Raw genomic sequence first — 17,801 nt, 5'->3', positions numbered from 1 at the left:
TCGCCGGCAGACGGGGCGGCACCGAGCTACCTCTGCGTGATCAACAGATGACGTGAACGAGATCTTCATGTTTGACTGTCTTCATGCAGGCGGGGGAAGCGCGGCTGTCAATCGATTGTGGTGACGCCAGCACCGTGGCTGTTCTTGCCTGGGCTGACGGCAGTGCGTCTGCGCTGTCGTTTGACGGGTTGCCGTATCTGCCCAGCGCTGTATACGTAGGCCCCGACGGGGAGGTACGGACAGGGCAGCGGGCGTGGCAGGCCGCCGTAGAGCAGCCGAGCAGGCTCATTCCGAGCCCTCGCCGCGCCGTCGAGGGCGGCGTGGTGATCGATGAGACGCCGGTAGAGGCACTAGCGCTCGCGGCGGCGCCGCTGCGCACGGCGGCGGCCGAGGCCGAGCGGGTTGCCGGCGGGCCGGTGCGGGATGTCCGGCTGGTGGTACCGGCAGATTGGGGGCCGCGCCGGCGTACTTGGATGAGGCAGGCTGCGCATCGGGCGGGTCTTGCGCAGCCGCGTCTTGTCGAGGCTCCAGTAGCCGTCGCCGAACATCTCCTCGCGACCGGTCTGCAATTGCCGGTTGGGGCGTTCATCGTGGTCTGCGACATCGGCGCGGGCGCGGAGGTGACAGTGCTTCGCCGCGGCCCGGCGGGGTTTGAGGTCCTCTCGACCCTCGCGGACTCTGCCGCTGGCGGCAACGCCGTCGACCTAGCCTTAGCTGCCGCTCTGACCGTCTTTCGGAGCGCGCCCAGCGACGGCGTAGGCGATTGGGCGGTAGCGGAGAGCGTCCGCGCGGCGAAGGAAACCTTGGGAGTCCACCCCGCGGTCACGGTGCCTCTCGCGGGGCAGGCGCCGGTCATCGCGAGCAGGGCCATGCTCGTCGATGCCGCTCTGCCAGTAATTCGACGCGTGGCGGAGCTGGTCGGGGAGACCATCGCTGCCGCCGAACTCTCCCCCAGCGACCTGGCAGGGATCTATTGTGTCGGCGGCAGCGCACACCTGCCGCACCTGGACACAGTCGTCGCCGAGCGCACGGGCATCACCCCCACAGTTGTCTCCGAACCTCAACTGGTCGCGGCCCGGGGCGCTGCCGACGCTGGCTCGACGAACGCGGGGACGGTCGCGGTCGAGGTGCCGGTTCCGCCAGTGCGACGGGCCGTGGCAATCGCGGTGCCCGGCTTCGCGTCACTAGCCCTGATCTGGCAGTGTCTGCTGACCGCCGAAGAGCACAACGTATTGGTGTATCGCTCGGTGCGCTTGAACTGGGGCGAGTTCACGATGGCCGCCGTGTTCGCCCTGCTGGCATGCCTCGCCGCAGGAACCGTCCTTGGTTCAGTGATTGCCGCACGGAACCCAACGCCGAGTACCCGCACCGAGGGCGGGAGGGTCAGTATCGGCATCCTCGCCGCAGCGAGCCTCGGCGCGGCGATTGCCGGTCTCTACGCGGTCGTCACCAGCCAGTACTTCGGCGAACCCGTGGGCCCCTTCCTGAGGTGGGCGTTGTGGCCGATCACTCCGATCTTGCTGATGGCCGTAGCGATGGCACTGGTGGCCGCCCGACAATGGCGTGCCCCGCACGGCGGCTGGTCGGCGCTGCTCGCCGCGCCGACCGGTTCGATCGTCACCGCAGCACTCGGCATGGTGTTGATCCAATACTCGCTGACGGCCGACAGGTGGCCGGATCGGCTGTTGTGGATCGACATCTCCGGGCGCGTCGGTGGTCTTCTCCTCGGCGTCGGGTTGGTCATGGCGCTGGTGGCGCCGCTGATGTTCCGCCTCATACTCGGTGCCCCGGTCGCGGTGATCACCGCCGCGATCGTCAGCAACCAGGCCGCCGGCATCCTCGGGGTCAGCTACGCCGTGGCGGTGGCGATGTGGTGGGCGGCCCGGTTGTGGACCAGGATCGTCCGCCCCGCCGCCACGAGCCCTGTCACTGCGCGGCGATCAGCGGGTGCCGGGCCGTCGGGTGGGGGTGGGTGAGGTGCGGTGGCCGCGCCAGGTGATGTCGCTGCTGGTCGTCCTCGCGCTCCTGGCCGGCCCGCCCGTGGTGCTGGTACTTCTGGTCGGTCCACCGGTACGTGGATGGCCGAGCACGGAACAGGTACGGGCGTGGGTGCAGCAGCCGCTGACCGAGCAGACCCTCACCGCCGCGTTAACGATCGGAGCGTGGCTGCTGTGGCTGCTGCTCGCCTATACCGTCGCCATACGCGTCTTGACCCGTCTGCGCACGACCGCGGGATGGCTGCGCCGGCTTCCGCTACCGACACCACTGCAGGCGACGGCAAGCGGAATGGCCGGAGCCGCAGTCTTCGGCATCGCCACCAACACGGCTACCACCGCCCCGCCGCAACCATCGCCTCCGCTCGCCGCAGGGACGCCCGAGAATTCCGACGGGGTCAGCCCCATAAATAACGACACGACGGCGAGCGATGACGGGATTCACCTCACCGGAGGGTGGCTGCCTGATGAGGTCGCCGGGCAAGTCGTTGCTGCCGCAGCCCTCGTCTGGCTGCGCCGCCGCCGCGACTACCAGCCCCGCCCACCTGACCCACACCGGCGCGAGCAACTCGATGCCGCAGGACTGCCCCCGACCGTCGCGGCCGTGCAGGCAGCCCTCGCCGACGCCCCCGCCCCGCCGGTTGCATCGGAGCCGTCGGGCAGCTTCGCCGACCTCGTCAATGCTCTCCCGGTGAGTGGTCTGGGCGTCAGCGGACCAGGCGCTCTGTCGATCGGGCGAGGTCTGCTGGTCACCGCCATGCTGGCCGGGCATCACCTCCGCACCCGAACGCTGGTCACCACCAGGACAACGCTGACCAGCCTCCTGGGCGGCGGCGCGCAGGCGCTCGCCCGCCGTCTACCGCAGCTCACTGCCGTGGAGACCATCCACGACGCAGCGCGGCTCGTCGAGTCGGCCCTCTCACCGAGGATCGTCCTCCTGCTGGAAGAGGAGTGCGACACCCACGACGTGAGAGACGTCGCTGATGTCGCGGCCATGGCGGGTGGTCGGGTCGTTGTGCTGGGAGGATGGCCGGCGGGTCCGACCTGGCAGGCCGCCCCGACAGGCCATTTGCACGACCCCTTGCGTCCCGAAGAGCCTGGGCTTCGACTGTGTGTCCTGGACCAGGTGGCGGCGACTGACCTGCTCGCCGTCATCGTCCACCCCGACCCGGCACCGCCCGCCCCAGCGACTCCGGGCCCTCCCCCGCGGCACGTGGTGCCACCGAAGGCCCGGCTGCCGCGGCAGGCAACCCGAGGCGAGCCCCACCTCCGGCCCGGTGCTTCCAATCGGCGGCTTCGCCTACGCGTCTTGGGCGAGCCCACCCTTCTCGTCGATGGTGAACCCCTCACCATCCGCCGCAGCGCCGCCCTCCAGATCCTCGTCTTCCTCGCCACCAGTCACCCCACCGGCGCTAACACCTCACAGCTGGCCGATGCCATCTGGCCGGGTGTCCCCCGCCGGTCCCTCACCGGGCGGCTCTACACCACCCTCAGCGAACTCCGCACTGCCATCCGGGATGCCAGCGGGCTGCACGTCATCGAACACACCGACGACCGCTATCGCCTCAACCCGGCAAACGTGAACGTCGACCTGTGGCAGCTGCAAGCCGCCATTCACCACGCCGCCAGCGCCGTCACCAACACCACCGCTGCCTGGCAGGCCATCGTTGACGCCTACCCCGCTGACCTCGCCGCCGGACGCATCTGGCCATGGCTCGATCCCATTCGCGAAGCGACCCGCCGGCATGTCATCGACATCTGCGCCGCCCTCGCCGACGCCGAACCTGACCCGGGGCACAGCCTTGCCGTGTTGCAGGCAGGCCTCCGCATCGACCCGTACAACGCGGACCTCCATGCCCGTGCCCGCCGCGCGCTCACCGCTCACGGTGACCACGAAGCGGCCACCGATCTGCAGGGCCGCTACCTGCGACTGCTGTCGGAGGCAGGGCTTGACGACGAGGCCCCCGATAGTCTCCCGAGCAGGGACAGCAGCGCAACCGGCGTCAGCCGGCAGTAGCCCGACTCGCCTAACCTGAACCGGCATCGGTCCGTCTACTCGCGTACCCTCCGCGCGCTCGGCAGCTCATCGCTTCATGGATGACGAGCTCTAACGACGCATCCGGCCGGCGGCGGCATCCTGTGTGTGATGCCGCCGCTGGCCGACGTTGAGGTCAGGAGCTGCAGGTGTTGAGCATGGCCTGTAGCGCGGACTTCTCCGACGACTGCAGTCTCAGGCCCCAGTTGTACTTCACCGTGATCCACATCTTGCTGTACGTGCATCGGTACGACGACAACGACGGCTGCCACGTGGACGGGTCCTGGTCACCCTTGGACTGGTTGACGTTGTCCGTGACCGCGATCAACTGTGGGCGGCTCAGGTCATTGGCGAAGCTCTGCCGGCGGCTGGTGGTCCAGGAGTTGGCGCCGGAGCGCCACGCCTCCGCGAGGGGCACAACGTGGTCGATGTCGACGTCGGAGGCAGCCGACCAGGTCGCTCCGTCGTACGGGCTGTACCAACGACCTGAGGTAGCCGCGCAGGAGCTGTCGACGACCACCGAGGTGCCGTCGCGCTTGAGGACCTGCTCCCGAGTGTTGCAGCTGCCGCTAATGGTGATCCAGTGCGGGAACAGGTCCCGAGAGTAGCCGCTGCTCGAGCCCTCTGTGGCCACGGTCAACGCGTTGAGCTGCGATTGCGCGGTCGCCTTCGATGGGATACCCGGGGGCGTAGCGGACGCCGGCTGCGCGCTGACGCCGACGAGTCCAGCGCTCGCGACGACGGCGGCAGCAACCACGGCGGTCTGCACAGCGCGGGGGAAGCGGGCAGAGAGTCGTATCCGCATAGCGGCCTCCTCGACATCGGGTAGACGGCAATCGTCTACAGCGATCATGTCCATCGAAGAGCGTGTTTGTGAAGAGAGGAGGAAGCGGCAACGAATCCGCATCGTCACCTCACTACCCCAAGTCGGAGGCACGGAGGACCGCAAGGCTGTGACCTGCGGATGTAAGGCCGTGTAAGGCCGTGTGAGGTGCTGTTAGCACCGGCATCGGTATCAGCAGCGCATCCAGCTCCTACGGTCAGTCTCACCGCCCCTTGCGCACCTCGGGAGGGAGACACGCCATGGCGAGACGATCCTCAGCATTGCTCGTACGCGCCGGAACCTTCGTGCTCGCGCTGGCACCGCCGGTGGTGCTCTACCGGGCCGGCTGGATCAGCCCGGGGGTGGTGTCGGCGGACCAGTTGCGCGTGTGGCTGAGCCAGCCATTGAGCGCCGACTTCCTCGCCTTGCTGGGGCAAGTCGGGGCCTGGCTGCTGTGGCTGCTCCTAGTCACTGCTATCGCGGAACACACCCACCAGCACCTCGCCGATCGCCTGCGCTGGCACGTCGTGCTGCACTTGCCCCGGCCACTGCAAACGCTCACGGCGGTGTTGCTCGGCACCACCGCCGTCACCACCGTGGCCGCTTTGCCCGCTGCCGCCGACAACACCACCGCGATGGACGTCGAGCCGCCACCAGACGCCCCCTCGTCGGTAGCCGAGAGGCGACTCACCCTCGACACCCTGGATGCCCCTCCGGCACCCGCATCACGAGTTCCAGGAGGGGAAACCCTGGAAACGCCAACGGCCCTGACCGTCTCCGTCCGATCCACCCCGCCGCCGGCCTTTCGCCAGGAGGCCGGCGCCAACGTGACTCGCGCCGCCCCGGGCGGGACGTGCCGAGTCGTCGCCGCAGACACCTTGTGGGATCTCGCCGCGAAGCATCTCGGTGACCCAACACGTTGGCGGGAGATCTACACACTCAACCGCGGGCACAAGCAGGCCAACGGCTACGCCCTCACCGACCCCGACGAGATCCACGTCGGATGGACACTCGCGCTCCCCGCCCGTAAACCCGCGCCAGCAACTGCCCTACCTGATCCCACCGCCCCCACCCCCGGCAGCCCTGACGTCGCGGCACCCCGGGCCACCGACACCGCGCCCACCCCGCCGCCGACACCACCAGCCAGCGCCATACCGGCCCCCGACACCCCGACAACGAGTACGCCGAGGCCGCCCACCCCCGCGCCTAGCAAACCGAGCGTCCCTGCCGACGGCACGGCGCCCGCCTCCGAATCGCCCCGCGATCAGCCAGCCGACAAGGCTGGGATCGCACTGCCAACGCAGGGCTGGATCAGCCTCGGCTTGGCCACAGCCATCGCCGCCGTAGCCGCCCTACTCCGTCTCCACCGACGCCGCCGCGCCCGGCTGATCTTCCCGGAGGCGCTCAACCCGGGTCCGCAGCCCTCTCCGATGCCGCCGTCTCTCACTCACGTCGAGACCATCGGCAGCCGCGACCTCAGCACCGCCGTCGGTGACCACCGCCATGCCAGCCCCGCCGTACCGGCTCCGATCGGCGTCGACGTGGAGGGCAACGAGGTGAGCCTGTTCCACCTGCCCGGTCCTGGCCTTGCCCTCAAGGGAAACGCAGCCATCCCGGCAGCCCGCGCCGTCCTCGCCGCTGTCCTGACCACCGGCGTCACCGACAGCGCCACCGCCCGCCCGGTAGTCGTCACCACGGCAGACCTACTCGCCCGACTTCTGCCCCCGGGCGCCCCGCTGATAGGGCTGGACCCCGACGGCACCGCCTACGACGGAGAACGCCTCATCATGCTCGCCGACATCGCTGCGGCGATCACCCACGCCGAGGAGGAGATGATCGGCCGTCGCCGGCTGCTGGACACCTTCGACGCCGAGACAATCAGCGACCTCAACGCCCGCACCGACCACGCCGAGACGCAACCGCCGTACCTGCTGCTCATCGAGTCCAGCCCCCGGCACGCCGCCCGCCTCCAGGCCGTCGCCACCCATCGCGCCGCCCTGGACCTGCACCCCGTCATCCTCGGCCCGCACGACGGCATCCCCACCGTCGAGATCAGCGCCGAGGGCACCGCCACCGGCGACGAACCGCATCCAGTGACCCGGCTGTCCACCCTCGGCGCGGATGACCTCGCCGCCATCCTCTCCATGCTCACCGACGCGATAGCCCGACCCGAGGCCGGCGCTGACGTCGACGACCCGCCCGCCGAGATCTCGCCGGCCGCGGCGACCGTCGAGACGAACGAGGCGGTACCGGTCCAGCCCGACGACGCGGCGGCCTTGGTCCGGCTTCGGGTGCTCGGCCCCGTCACCGTCTCCACCGACGCCGGTCCGATCGCCACCGGAATGCGTAGCGGCTCCTACACCGCGCTCGCCGTACTCGCCGCCCACCCCACCGGCCGCACCCTCGATCAGCTCGCCGCCGACCTGCACCCCGACATCGAACCGACCGCCGCCGTCAAACGCGTCCGGACCGACATCACCTCCGCCCGGCGGGTGCTACGCGCCGCAACCGGCCACGAGGAGCCCATGTTCATCGTCTACGACCCGGCCACCGGCCGATACCAGCTCGACCCCGAGGCCGTCACCGTGGACCTCTGGCAGATGCTGACCGCCATCGAACGGGCCACCACCACCGACGACGAGGCGATGATGCTGGCCGCGCTGCGCCGGGCAACCGAGCTGTACGGAGGTGACTTCGCCGAAGGCCGTGACCACACCTGGGCCACCGACTACGCCACCAGCTACCGCCATCAGATCCTCACCGCCTACGCCCGGATCGCCGAGATCCTCGAACCTGACCACCCCGACCAGGCCATCGCCGTCCTCGAACGCACCGCCGACCTGGACCCGGTCAACGAGGAGCTGTACCAGCGGATCATGCGCATCCACGGCAGGCAGCAACGGCCCGACGCCGTGCGGCGCACCCTGCGCCGTTTGGAGGAACGTCTCGCCGACCTCGGCGACGCCGAACCGTCCCAGGCCACCCGCCGCGTCGCCGAACGGCAGCTCCGACCCGTCGCCCCTGCCAGTGGAGGACGGCTATGAACGACAGCCAGCTCCAGCGGATGCAATGGGCCGTGCGGGCGACGCTGGCCCTCGGCGTGGCGGCCTCGGTCACCGCGAACGTCCTGCACGCGCAAGCAAACCCGATCTCCCAGGCCATCGCGGCGTGGCCACCTCTGGCATTGCTGATCACGGTCGAGCTGGTCACCCGGGTACCCGTGCACCGGCGTTCACTCGGCGCCATCCGAGTCGTCGCCGCCTCGGCTATCGCCGCCATCGCCTCGTGGATCAGCTATCACCACATGGTCGGAGTCGTCGCCCGATACGGCGAGACCGGCACCGTGCCCTACCTCCTACCGCTCTCGGTAGACGGACTGATCATCGTCGCCTCGGTATCGCTCGTGGAACTCGCCGCCCGCCGCCGCGAAGCCGAGAACCAACCACACGCCGTGCTAGCCGAGGCACCAGCGGCACCGTCACCAGCCGAGCGCGCCACAGCGGCACCTCTCGAGCCCTCGCCCGGCAACAACGAATCCCCACCACCCGATCGGGGACCGCTACCCGAGCGCCCGCCCGTCGATGTGGACGTGGATGTGGATGTCGACAGGTCGCGTCTCGATGAGGCTCCTGACACCGGCGAACGCCCGGAGGAGGACCACGAATCAGATGCCAATCAGACTAGTCATGACCTCGACGCAGAATCCCACGATGACGACTCGTCCGACGACACGGACTATGCCGATGTGGACCTTGCCCCGGATCTCGTACCGCTGCTGCCCATCGCCCGCGCGGCCCGTGACGAGCTGATCCGCGAGGGCCAGACCGTCAGTCGAGATGCGCTTGCGCGCCGCATACGCCAGAACGGCCATTCGATCCGCAACAGTGCCGTGTCGGAACTTCTCGCCACGCTGCGCCAGGAGGTCCGTTCGGTCAACGGCTCTCGCCCCACCGCATCGGTCTAACGTGCCATCGTCGGCTCACCACACATGATCAAACGCGCGAGGAGGCCGTAGGTGAGCGAGCCTGCCCGAGCGGCCAGCGCCGCCCGCCCACCGCACCCGCAGCACTGCCCGCCCTGGTGTACCGAGTGCCGCCACGATGACGCCGACCCTTTCTCGCCTCGGGCACCCCTACACCGAGGCGTCGCGGACACCGTGCACGTCTGCGACCAGGCGTGCCTCTTAGAGGCACACGTGCGCGTCGCGTTTTGGTACAAGGCCCCGAGCTGGATCGGCACCAACCCTGCCGATCTGGAACGCCCCTGCGTCGAGTCCAGCGTTCCGGCCCAAGACGGCCTACAACTAAGTCTCAACCCGGAGCACGCTCGCGGCCTCGCCGCCGCCCTGCCTCGCGCCGCCGACGCGGCCATTCGAGGCGACGCCCCCAGTGACACACACCAAACGCGAAGGGCGACGCTCCACCCTCGAATAGCGCCTCAGTCGTGAGCCTGGCCCGGGACCAGCGGCCGTCTTGATCGCTCCGTCGAGGTCAGCGTGGATAGGCACGGTTGCCCGAACGGGCACCACACCGAACGCTGCCAGAAGGGACCACGCATGACCGACAGAACGCCCGGCGTCCGGACGATCGAGGTCGCTGACGAGGTGTACGACCTGCTGAAGCGCACTGCCGACAGCCGAGGCACGGACATCAACGGCGCGCTGCGCTACCTGATGGAGGTTCCGACACCTCGGGCCGCTACGGACGACGACGAGGACTGAGACAGCCCGCAGACGGGTGCCGTCGGTTCCACACCATCGTGGACGCGCGACGGCACCTGTCGGTGCTTCGGCCGCCCCTAACCCCGGATAAGACGGCTAATCAATTCCTGTGTGAAGGGTGGGCGCTTCAGTCGGTCCGCCGTCGGCAGTTGTCCACCTGCCACCTCAACGATCCTTTGCGCGGTTGCCCTGAAGGCCGACACGTAGTCGGCCTGACGCAGCAAATCAACCATCTGTTGACTTCGTTGATCGATGGATCGCTCATTCAGCCGCGCGGCTCGACCTTCAAACAACTCATATTTATAGGCCATCAGTATGTGGTAGCGAATAGGCTTGTATTCAGCCTCTAGACTTGTACGAAAAGCCGTTTCTAGTCGATATGCGGCGAAGGCCGAGGCAACGTACGGGGCAAGGCGGTGGTCGTCGTCAAAGATCGAGTCCCCGACCTCTGCGTAAAGGTGCTGGGGGTATCGAGCAGCAAGGTGCGGTAGGTCAAGGAACGTAGCCGCGACGGCTCGCATCTGCTCACTAATAGTAACGATGCGCGTACGCGTGACGTCACGGTAGTAGAACTGTCCAGCGCGTCGCTCGTAAGTCAAACCAGCCCCGAGCTGGTCTTGCAAGTAAAAGTCCTCAAGGCGCTTTTGAAACTTCGTAAGGGCGACCAAGTCGCTGTCATTGACAGCGGTCTGGGAGTTTGTTGCGCGAATGATGCGTGTCGCCACCTCTTCGTCATCCGTAACTACGAGACGAATAGGCACGTAGACAGAGTCAGCAGCATCACCAAGTGACTCCTGCGCCAAGTAAATGCAATGGCTCGTCTGGCACCCGTTGACAACCTGGTAACCAGTCAAAGACACGGCGTCGCCGGGCTTGGGCGCATACGACCGAGCAACCACCGTGACGCCGTTATTCAAGACGGGTAGCAGTGCACGCTGCGGCGATCCTAGAGTCTCTATTATCTGCTGATTTACGTCGTTTTCTTCACCTTTGAAGCCTCGCACGTTATCGTAGAACACTCTCTCATTCAGAGTTCCATCCTCAGTCTGAATGAGCTTGAGAAGCTCCCGAACGGAAACAACGCCGAGAATAGCCTGATTAATGCCAGGCATCTCAGGCAAGTTTACGGCCTTTTCGAGCACGATGTCCGTCTCGTTAGCCTGAGTCTTTTTCCTCGACGCCTCATAAATGCGGGTCGCCCCATAAAGCTCAAACGCCAACTCGCCAACGTAACTAAGGGCCTGCACTTCCCGCTGGACTGTCGCCGCCCTGTCGAGCACGTTCCCATCCACGAGCGAAGCATCGTTGGCCGTGCTGACGAACGCCAAGTTTACGCGAGGCCGCCCCTTCAGTTTCGATGCATAGTCATCAAAGATTCCGAACAGTGCGTCGGAGACGGCTGCAAGCTTCGGATGCTGCGAAGGAACTGTATTTGAAAGAACCTTCTTTGTCGCATCCCCAAAGTTCAAAATCTCCGAACTGCTGATACTCGTCGAGGCCTTGACCTGCATCAAGGTGAGCACGACGTCGAGGCTTCTCTTATTTTCGCACACACCCGACACTTCGCTACGCTGCGTCACGAGTTCACCGTTGACCTCGAGGATCGCCAAGTCGATGCCGATGGTGGCGGGATCCAACAAGAGATCCGTCATGTCCACTTGATCCAACACGTCATCGCGGAGCAGTAAGGTTGCAACAAATAGCTCAAAAGCGTCCGACTCCGCCATGCCGAGGAGTTCCTGGGTCTCCCTGAATTCCTTGAAGAGGCCCCTAATAAGTGGATCCACGACGCTCCCATCATCTTCTGTTCAACCCTCCGAGAGCGTACAGGCTCTGTCCGCGCATTCGCAGCCCTGCGCATTGACCGGCCGGACAAGTCCACCCACCAATCCCACAACAGCCACCGATCGGTCCCTAAGCCTCTGGCTGCTATTCCCACAAATCAAGCCGGGCCGCCTACTCGGAAGGGTGCCCGCTCACCTCACAGGCAGCGGCAAGCAGTCGTTGTGCGGTGCGCTGGGTGATGCCGAGCTTCCGCGCCAGCGTCACGCCGAGCCCACGCTGGTCAAGCCCGGTGCGGTCGGCCTCGGCCAGCAGCGCGACGGCGGCCGGGAATCGAGGGTCGTCGGCGTATGGGTGTGGTTTGCGGGCACCGGTCGTGCCGGGCGTGCGGCCGGTGGACTGTCGGCCCGTACGGGCGTCGGCCACGGCCCACACGGTGCGCCGGAACCACAGTCGGCGCAGCCGCCCGTCCGGCAGCACCTCAACTCGGTCGGGGTGGTCGTACAGGGTGTCGGGCAGGTTGCGATACGAGCCGTATCCGAGGACCCTCGCCGCCGCGCCGGAGCCGATGAGGTCTTCGGGGTCGCCGCGGCGGTCGACCTTCGTCAGCTCGGCGCGTTTCGCCGCCTGGTGCGTGACGTGGAACGCCTTGATGTCGTCGAGCCAGAACCAGTCGCGGCCGTCGTGTTGGAAGCCTTGCGGGAAGTCGAAGCGGTCGCGGTGGCGGTGCCAGTGGTTGACCGTGGAGTAGGCCGCGCCGGTGAACGCGGCGACTTCGGCCCGGTCGAGGGCGGTCCGTCCGCCGATCATGCGTTGTGCCACGGCCCCCATCCTCCCTCCGGTGGTGGCTCGCTGCCGGCGCCGTGCCGCCGAGGCGGGCAGGGCAGGACTCGCCGTAGGATCGGCGGCACGCCCTGGCTCGGGTAGAAGCGGCCGTGTGTCCGCAGGCGGCCCGAAGTGGGCGAGGTGGCCGGTCGGGAATTGCACGCACCCTCGGGTGTGCCCGCCGGCCACCGACCCACTCGGCCTAGACGTGCGGGCGTAGCAGCCGCCACGCCACCTGCGCCATTCGGTCGATGCGCAGCGCGGCCAGTTTCACCCGTGTGGCGGGCTTGAGCGCGTCGTAGACGGTCAGGATCGCGGCAGCGGTGGTCATGTCCACCATCACCCCGTCGATCTTGCGGCAGTTGCCGCGTGTGACTTCGCGTAGTACCTCGATGACTCGCGGATCGCCTGCGGTGGCGTCGTCGGGTAGCGCGTCGAACTCGACCAGTCCTTCGCAGTCCGGGCAAGTGACGAGGTGCGGGTCGTCAGTGATGCGGTTCAGCGGCTCGTCGTCGGCTGCGCACACCGCGCCGAGGCGGCGTCGGGCCTTCGCGTGGATGAACGCCGGCCGCTGGTGCCGTGCGGCGTCGGTCATGACGTCTTCTCTGTCGTGTCGGGCCAGATGCCGAGGGGGTGGCCGGGGGTGATCTGGCCTCGGCCGGGTGCGAGGGTGTCGAACACTGCGGAGAACCTGTCGTGCAACTCACCCCGGGTCCGCATCAGGTGTTTACCTCGAGTGAGCTTCGCGGGCATCGCGTCGGTCACGCGGCGGATCAGCCCGTACAGGTCGCGGGCCTCGATGAGGTCGGCGCACCCCTGGCAGGCCGTCCAGCGCTCGCCCCACGCCTGGGTGATGGCGTGCTCGGTGTCGGTACGGCGCACCCTGGCCGCGTGGTTGCGGGATCGGTAGTCGTTGACGGACACCACTTGCCCGGTGATCCGGCGCGCGTCGGTGACCTGGTTGGCGCATTGGTAGATCCAGGCGGCCTCGGGTGCGGAGCAGAAGTCGCACTCGATGATCGGATCGGGAATGTCGGTGATGGGTGCGGGCTCGGGGCGGTGGTCGCTTTGCTGGCCGCGTTGCTCGGCTGCGTGGAGGTATCCGACGATGAGGCCGAGGTCGTCGAAGCGGATGTTGAGTCCTCGACGGCAGCGGCGGCAGTAGGTCGGCTCCTGGCCTGGCGTCATGCCCGTGTCGAGCGCTGCGGCCTCGGGCGGATGGGCGAATTCCTCGGGACGTGGGAAGTGCGGTGGCATCACTGGTCGCCTCCGTCCTGGGTACCGGTGTGTGGCCGGGCGGGGTCAAGGGGCAGCCCGAGGCGCAGGCGGGCGAGGTCGACCAGCCGCCGGAGCAGGCTCGCAGTGCCCGCACTGAGGTCGGGGTTGTAGTCGTGGGCGATGCGGCAGGCGTCGCGCAGAGCCGCGCTCGCTTGGGTGAAGGCGGCCTCCAGGGCGGCGTGGTCGTCGGCGCGAGTACGCCGAGCAACGCGGTCGGCCGGGTAGGTGCGCTCGGTGCCGCTGGGGAAGCGCAGGGTGTAGCGGTGTGCGTGGGTGGTGTGCGGGGTCGAGTAGGTGACGTCGGTGACGGTGCCGAGGCGGTATTCGGTGGCGTCGGCGGGGGTGATGACGCGGGCGGTGTCGCCGAGGTCCATGGATCGGTACATCGGTGCTCCGTTCACGAGAAGGGGTGGGTGGTGTGGTCGGTCTCGCCGTGGCCGTTGATCTCGAAGGCGATGTACCGGTCGTCGGTCTCGGTGGTGTCGGCGTGCAGGTAGAGGTCGTCGGCGCGGCGTTTGACGCCGATGGAGACGCCGTGCACGTCGAGGACGACGTAGGCGGTGCGGTCGCCGGGCTCGCCGGGGTAGATCCGCAGGTTGAGCCGGGTCAGCACCTCGACGCAGACAGGGTCGACCGCGCCGAGCAGAGCGAGTGCGCCCGTGAGCTGCTGACCGTCGAGGATGCGCTGGCCGTCGCTGATGCCGTCGGTGTCCTCGGAGGGGTCGGTCGGGTTCGTCATGCCGGCTTCCCGTTCTCGTCGCTCGCCTCGGGCTCCGCGGTGGGGTCGAGGGTGGGTGGGAAGGTGGCGATGGTGTCGCCGAGGACGCCGCCGCCGAGTTGGTCGGTCAGGGCCGCGAGGCCGATGAGGGCGGTGCCGAGGGCGACGGCTTGCGTCGGGGTGCAGCGCACGCGGACGCGGGAGCCGTCGTCGGTGCGGGCGCGGACCTCGACGTGGCGCCGCCGCCAGAGCGCGGCGGGCTGCTCGGTGTCTGGCTCGGCGATGACGGCTCCGCTCAGGGCCTCGCGCAGCGAGGCGCGGAGGAACTCACCTCGGCGCATGGCAACCGCCTCCCAGCGTGTTGCCGTGTTCGTGAGGACGGTGCGCTCGTCGCCGGTGGCGCTGGCCGCGAGGGCGCGGGCGCGTTCGGCTTTGCCGGTCGCCTCCGCGAATTCGACGGCGACTGCGAACAGGTGTTCGGGTCTCATGGATGCTCCGCGATGATGTCGAGGGGACGCCGGGGCGTGCCGCGCGGCCCGGGGTGCGACCGTGGCCGCGCGGCTCGTCGGGGCGGTCAGGAGTTGGCGGGTGGCTGTCCGGCGGCGTTGTCCAGGGCGGTGCACGCCTCGGTGGTGCCGTCGGCGAAGGGTGGTGCGGCCTTGATGTGGGGTAGGCCGGGGTCGAGTTTCTGGCCGCTGCGGTCGAGGCTGAGCGCCCCGTACGCGGTCAGGTGCGCGCCGACGGCGAGGGCCTGTGCGCCGGTGAGCAGCACGACGAGGCGGCGGCCTTCGGTGCTGTAGGTGTGCAGCTCGACGTGGCCGTTGGTCAGCGGCCGGACCGGCATGAACCGCTCGACCGTCGCCCCGCCGGGTGCGGTCGCCCAGATCGCTGAGCAGAGTGCGTTCCACTGCTCGTTGACGAGGGCTTCCCAGTGCTCGGCGCGGGCGATCAGGTGGGCGTGTTCGGCTTCGCTGGTCGAGTGTTCGGCCATCGCGCGGGCGACCTCGGCCGCCGCGAAGTGGCGGGACACGTCGTTGGCCAGCCCGATCATGGAGGCGGCGGTGGGCTCCGGCGCGAGCATGGGCTCGGTTGCGGGCGTAGGGACGGGTGCGGTGCCGGTGGCGGGGTGCGCGCCGGTACCGGGTCCGGGCGTGGTGGCCCGGCCCCCGTGCCGGGCCACGTCAGACCGCCAGCAGCTCGAACGCGCGGGCCTTGAGGTCCGCACCGGCACCGGTCAGCGCCCGCGTGGCGCGGGCGAGGTCGGTCTTGGCGGGGGCGAAGTGGTCCACGTACTCGGTAATGGCCTGGTACCCGGCCCACCGGGTGCCCCTGATCGCCTTCTGCGTGTCCGCGTCCCGAATCAGGTACCGCAACGTGGCCGTGCGCTGCTTGGAGTTGTTCTTTGCCACGTCCGAGGCGTCGGGCGCAACAGGCCAAACCTGCGCGACGATCTTCTCGAACTCGCCCATGGTCAACGACTCGTTGATCATCTTTTCGGCTTCGGTCTCGAAGTCGGCGAACGCTTTCCACATCAGGCCGAGGGCTTGCCGGGCCTCGGCGATTTTGCTGGTGACGTTCGAGGTGTGCCGGAAGGTGTATGAGCTGACCGACCGGGCGAAGGCCAGGTTCTGCGTGTTCTTGCAGACGATCCGCACGGGGGTCGCATCGAGGCGTAGGGCGGCGGTGCCGTCGTGGGAGGTGGTGGCCGCGAGGTAGAGATCCATGTCGTCCACCCCGGCGATCTGCATCGCGGTAGGCAGCTTCATCGTGACGAACACCGAGCGGCCTTTGCGCATCGAGCCGGCGGTCTCGAAGTGCGCGCCGGAGGCGTCGACCAGGAGGTTGAGGGTCTCGGCGACCTGCTCGTTCTGCACCACGCTGTAGTCCTCGCCGACCACGCCGAGGTACTCGGTCTCGCCGGTGGCAGGGTTGGTGCGAACGGTCATGTACTTGTCGGGGCAGTCGACCTTCGTCACGCCGCGCTCGGTGACCTCGATGCCCTGGATGGCGATCTTGCGGACCTCCCAGCCGCCGAGCCACGCCTTGCTCATGACCTCCTCGGCGGTCATGCACTCGTCGGCCACGGTGCCGAGCTGGTGCCAGGCGGTCAACCGCGCTGAGGCGAAGGCGGTCTGCCCATTCGCGAAGGTTTCCAGTTCGTGTGCCACGGTGGCACCCCTTCCAGGTTGTGTGTTGGCGGGCGGCGGGCCGGGGATTGCAACCCCGGCCGCGCCGTCACTAACAATGTTTCCTACCTCTATCGGTGGATCAAGACGATCGGTTGGAGTCGATGAAGGTTTCTGCGGCGAATCTGACGCCCGCCGTCGGGCGTGGCCTACCGGGTGTCGGTGGCCGGGTTTAGCCGCCCGTCCGGGCCGTACAGGTACACGTGGACGGTTTTGAACGGGGCCGGTAGGTACACGGCGAACCCGTGTTCGGGGATGAACCGGGTGCGGTAGTCACGGGTGATGCCCAACAGGTACCGGTCGGGTTTGTCGCCGTGCGACCCCGGCGGGATGATGCCCGCCCCGGGACGGTCGGCACGGGCGCGGCGGTGCCGCCCGAGCGCCAGATGGGGGCACAGCGACAGTGCGGCGGTCATGCACTCGGGGTGCCCCGGCGGGTCGGCGTAGCGCATCAACTCAGCGGCCCGGGGTCCGCCGAGGAACGCGACCCAATAGCCCATTGCCTCACCGCACAGCGAACACCTCCGTTCGACCGCGAGGCGGGTTGAGGTGGTGGTGTTGATCGTGGTGAAGTCCACGTGCGACCCGTCGCCGGTCGGGTCGGGGTGGATGTTGACCGGCGGGATGGGCAGGCCGCGCCGCGCGTCGTGGGGACGCGCGGCCAGCGAGGGCGGGATGTCGGGCCGATCGGCGGTCGGACCGGTAGCCAATGGGCCGGTCACGACGCATCGTCCGCACGGCCGGGCCGGACGTCGGTCACGGTGATATGCGGTAGCTGTGACCGCAACACGGCGTGCGCCTTTTCCCATTGCGCCTCGGTCAGAGGCAGGGTGACCGGTTCGAGGTTCGCAGCGGTCATCGTCACGGCCATGATGTCGGCCTCTTCCGCCGAGTCGAACACGGCCACCATGTCACCCCCGGCAACCATGTAGACGCGGCGGTCATCGACGGGCCGGGGAACCGGGGCGTTACGGCGGTGCTCGGCCAGCCACCGGCCGACCACCTCGGCCGGGTCGCCGGTCATGTCGTCGGTGTCGTAGCCCTCGCCATCGAGCCACGCGAGGTGATCGGCGACGGTCCAATAAGGATGGACGAGCCACGATTGCCGTACGGCTTGCCACATGGTCAGGCGTGGCGAGATGCCGATTGGGTCCGCCGGTTGTGAGCCGTTCGGACCGGGCACCGGGCATAGCGACGTGCCGTCGTGGTGGGACGCGGCCGGACGCGGGGTGAATCCGTTGAGGGACCAGTCACGCGGCGGTACTGGCCGGGCCGGTTCCCCGCATTCGGGGCAGCGCAGCGACCCCGGCGCGAACGTCGGGCCGTGAGCGTCGTGGTCGTGGTCGGGGTGGCCTTCGGGGGTGGTCATTGTCCGTTCCTTCCGTGCGCTTGTGGGTGGGCGTGCGGGTGCCGGGGCCGGGCGTGGTGCCCGGCCCCGGC

17 protein-coding genes are annotated in these 17,801 nt (G+C 68.3%); 5 read left to right on the top strand and 12 right to left on the bottom strand.

Annotated elements, in window-relative coordinates:
• Nucleotides 1-320 precede the first annotated feature (320 nt).
• Together AB0B86_RS14965 and AB0B86_RS14960 are read left to right on the top strand one after the other, a co-directional pair.
• Nucleotides 321-1,976 carry an Hsp70 family protein gene (locus AB0B86_RS14965; RefSeq protein WP_357418213.1) on the top strand — a complete coding sequence of 552 codons (1,656 nt, stop codon included), beginning with the start codon at nt 321-323 and terminating at the stop codon, nt 1,974-1,976.
• Nucleotides 1,977-1,998: 22 nt separating this feature from the next.
• Nucleotides 1,999-4,011, top strand: a complete 2,013-nt coding sequence (locus AB0B86_RS14960; protein ID WP_357418210.1) for a hypothetical protein — start codon at nt 1,999-2,001, stop codon at nt 4,009-4,011.
• A gap of 154 nt (nt 4,012-4,165) precedes the next feature.
• On the opposite strand, the gene AB0B86_RS14955 is transcribed toward AB0B86_RS14960, so the two are convergent.
• A complete protein-coding gene (locus AB0B86_RS14955) occupies nt 4,166-4,834 on the bottom strand; it encodes a DUF1524 domain-containing protein (protein WP_357418209.1) in 669 nt (222 codons plus the stop codon).
• 278 nt (nt 4,835-5,112) lie between these two features.
• Between AB0B86_RS14955 and AB0B86_RS14950 the strand changes: the two genes are divergently transcribed.
• From AB0B86_RS14950 to AB0B86_RS14940, 3 genes are all read left to right on the top strand, one after another.
• Nucleotides 5,113-7,896: a BTAD domain-containing putative transcriptional regulator gene (locus tag AB0B86_RS14950; protein ID WP_357418206.1), complete on the top strand. Its 2,784-nt coding sequence runs from the start codon at nt 5,113-5,115 to the stop codon at nt 7,894-7,896.
• Entirely contained in the window at nt 7,893-8,816 is a 924-nt protein-coding gene (locus AB0B86_RS14945) for a DUF2637 domain-containing protein (RefSeq protein WP_357418204.1), read from the top strand. The genes AB0B86_RS14950 and AB0B86_RS14945 overlap by 4 nt, the downstream gene beginning before the upstream one ends.
• Before the next feature lie 591 nt (nt 8,817-9,407).
• Entirely contained in the window at nt 9,408-9,572 is a 165-nt protein-coding gene (locus tag AB0B86_RS14940; protein ID WP_357418202.1) for a hypothetical protein, read from the top strand.
• 77 nt (nt 9,573-9,649) lie between these two features.
• Here the strand turns inward: AB0B86_RS14940 and AB0B86_RS14935 are convergent, their stop codons facing one another.
• The 11 genes from AB0B86_RS14935 to AB0B86_RS14885 all read right to left on the bottom strand — a co-directional run bounded on the left by AB0B86_RS14935 (nt 9,650) and on the right by AB0B86_RS14885 (nt 17,730).
• Nucleotides 9,650-11,359 carry an AIPR family protein gene (locus AB0B86_RS14935; RefSeq protein ID WP_357418200.1) on the bottom strand — a complete coding sequence of 570 codons (1,710 nt, stop codon included), beginning with the start codon at nt 11,357-11,359 and terminating at the stop codon, nt 9,650-9,652.
• Nucleotides 11,360-11,528: 169 nt separating this feature from the next.
• On the bottom strand, nt 11,529-12,164 hold the full coding sequence (locus AB0B86_RS14930) for a hypothetical protein (RefSeq protein ID WP_357418396.1): 636 nt from the start codon (nt 12,162-12,164) through the stop codon (nt 11,529-11,531).
• A 217-nt stretch (nt 12,165-12,381) separates the two neighbouring features.
• Nucleotides 12,382-12,774: a hypothetical protein gene (locus tag AB0B86_RS14925; RefSeq protein ID WP_357418198.1), complete on the bottom strand. Its 393-nt coding sequence runs from the start codon at nt 12,772-12,774 to the stop codon at nt 12,382-12,384.
• Nucleotides 12,771-13,436: a hypothetical protein gene (locus AB0B86_RS14920; protein ID WP_357418196.1), complete on the bottom strand. Its 666-nt coding sequence runs from the start codon at nt 13,434-13,436 to the stop codon at nt 12,771-12,773. Before AB0B86_RS14920 ends, AB0B86_RS14925 begins: the two co-directional genes overlap by 4 nt.
• Nucleotides 13,436-13,843, bottom strand: coding sequence for a hypothetical protein (locus AB0B86_RS14915; protein WP_357418194.1), 408 nt, complete (start codon nt 13,841-13,843; stop codon nt 13,436-13,438). The genes AB0B86_RS14920 and AB0B86_RS14915 overlap by 1 nt, the downstream gene beginning before the upstream one ends.
• Nucleotides 13,844-13,854: 11 nt before the next feature.
• Complete coding sequence (locus AB0B86_RS14910) at nt 13,855-14,196, bottom strand: hypothetical protein (RefSeq protein WP_357418192.1); 342 nt, start codon at nt 14,194-14,196, stop codon at nt 13,855-13,857.
• Nucleotides 14,193-14,663: a hypothetical protein gene (locus tag AB0B86_RS14905; protein ID WP_357418190.1), complete on the bottom strand. Its 471-nt coding sequence runs from the start codon at nt 14,661-14,663 to the stop codon at nt 14,193-14,195. The genes AB0B86_RS14910 and AB0B86_RS14905 overlap by 4 nt, the downstream gene beginning before the upstream one ends.
• An 86-nt stretch (nt 14,664-14,749) precedes the next feature.
• Nucleotides 14,750-15,256 carry a hypothetical protein gene (locus AB0B86_RS14900; RefSeq protein WP_357418188.1) on the bottom strand — a complete coding sequence of 169 codons (507 nt, stop codon included), beginning with the start codon at nt 15,254-15,256 and terminating at the stop codon, nt 14,750-14,752.
• A gap of 100 nt (nt 15,257-15,356) precedes the next feature.
• The gene (locus AB0B86_RS14895; protein ID WP_357418186.1) at nt 15,357-16,343 is read right to left on the bottom strand and encodes a DUF932 domain-containing protein; all 987 of its coding nucleotides are present in this window, start codon (nt 16,341-16,343) and stop codon (nt 15,357-15,359) included.
• Nucleotides 16,344-16,510: 167 nt separating this feature from the next.
• Nucleotides 16,511-17,083 (bottom strand): hypothetical protein, encoded by a 573-nt coding sequence (locus AB0B86_RS14890; RefSeq protein ID WP_357418184.1) that lies wholly within the window; start codon nt 17,081-17,083, stop codon nt 16,511-16,513.
• Nucleotides 17,080-17,730, bottom strand: a complete 651-nt coding sequence (locus AB0B86_RS14885) for a hypothetical protein (RefSeq protein WP_357418182.1) — start codon at nt 17,728-17,730, stop codon at nt 17,080-17,082. Before AB0B86_RS14885 ends, AB0B86_RS14890 begins: the two co-directional genes overlap by 4 nt.
• Nucleotides 17,731-17,801: the final 71 nt, after the last annotated feature.

It is taken from the genome of Micromonospora sp. NPDC049047, from assembly GCF_040649135.1.
Lineage (GTDB): Bacteria > Actinomycetota > Actinomycetes > Mycobacteriales > Micromonosporaceae > Micromonospora.
This window is presented reverse-complemented; position numbering and strand designations above follow the sequence as displayed.

Bases quoted from the DNA above. Each gene is read 5' to 3' on its own strand.
- AB0B86_RS14960 (WP_357418210.1), top strand. From the start codon at position 1,999: ATGTCGCTGCTGGTCGTCCTCGCGCTCCTGGCCGGCCCGCCCGTGGTG.
- AB0B86_RS14955 (WP_357418209.1), bottom strand. From the start codon at position 4,834: ATGCGGATACGACTCTCTGCCCGCTTCCCCCGCGCTGTGCAGACCGCC.
- AB0B86_RS14950 (WP_357418206.1), top strand. From the start codon at position 5,113: ATGGCGAGACGATCCTCAGCATTGCTCGTACGCGCCGGAACCTTCGTG.
- AB0B86_RS14945 (WP_357418204.1), top strand. From the start codon at position 7,893: ATGAACGACAGCCAGCTCCAGCGGATGCAATGGGCCGTGCGGGCGACG.
- AB0B86_RS14940 (WP_357418202.1), top strand. From the start codon at position 9,408: ATGACCGACAGAACGCCCGGCGTCCGGACGATCGAGGTCGCTGACGAG.
- AB0B86_RS14930 (WP_357418396.1), bottom strand. From the start codon at position 12,164: ATGATCGGCGGACGGACCGCCCTCGACCGGGCCGAAGTCGCCGCGTTC.
- AB0B86_RS14925 (WP_357418198.1), bottom strand. From the start codon at position 12,774: ATGACCGACGCCGCACGGCACCAGCGGCCGGCGTTCATCCACGCGAAG.
- AB0B86_RS14920 (WP_357418196.1), bottom strand. From the start codon at position 13,436: ATGCCACCGCACTTCCCACGTCCCGAGGAATTCGCCCATCCGCCCGAG.
- AB0B86_RS14915 (WP_357418194.1), bottom strand. From the start codon at position 13,843: ATGTACCGATCCATGGACCTCGGCGACACCGCCCGCGTCATCACCCCC.
- AB0B86_RS14910 (WP_357418192.1), bottom strand. From the start codon at position 14,196: ATGACGAACCCGACCGACCCCTCCGAGGACACCGACGGCATCAGCGAC.
- AB0B86_RS14905 (WP_357418190.1), bottom strand. From the start codon at position 14,663: ATGAGACCCGAACACCTGTTCGCAGTCGCCGTCGAATTCGCGGAGGCG.
- AB0B86_RS14900 (WP_357418188.1), bottom strand. From the start codon at position 15,256: ATGCTCGCGCCGGAGCCCACCGCCGCCTCCATGATCGGGCTGGCCAAC.
- AB0B86_RS14885 (WP_357418182.1), bottom strand. From the start codon at position 17,730: ATGACCACCCCCGAAGGCCACCCCGACCACGACCACGACGCTCACGGC.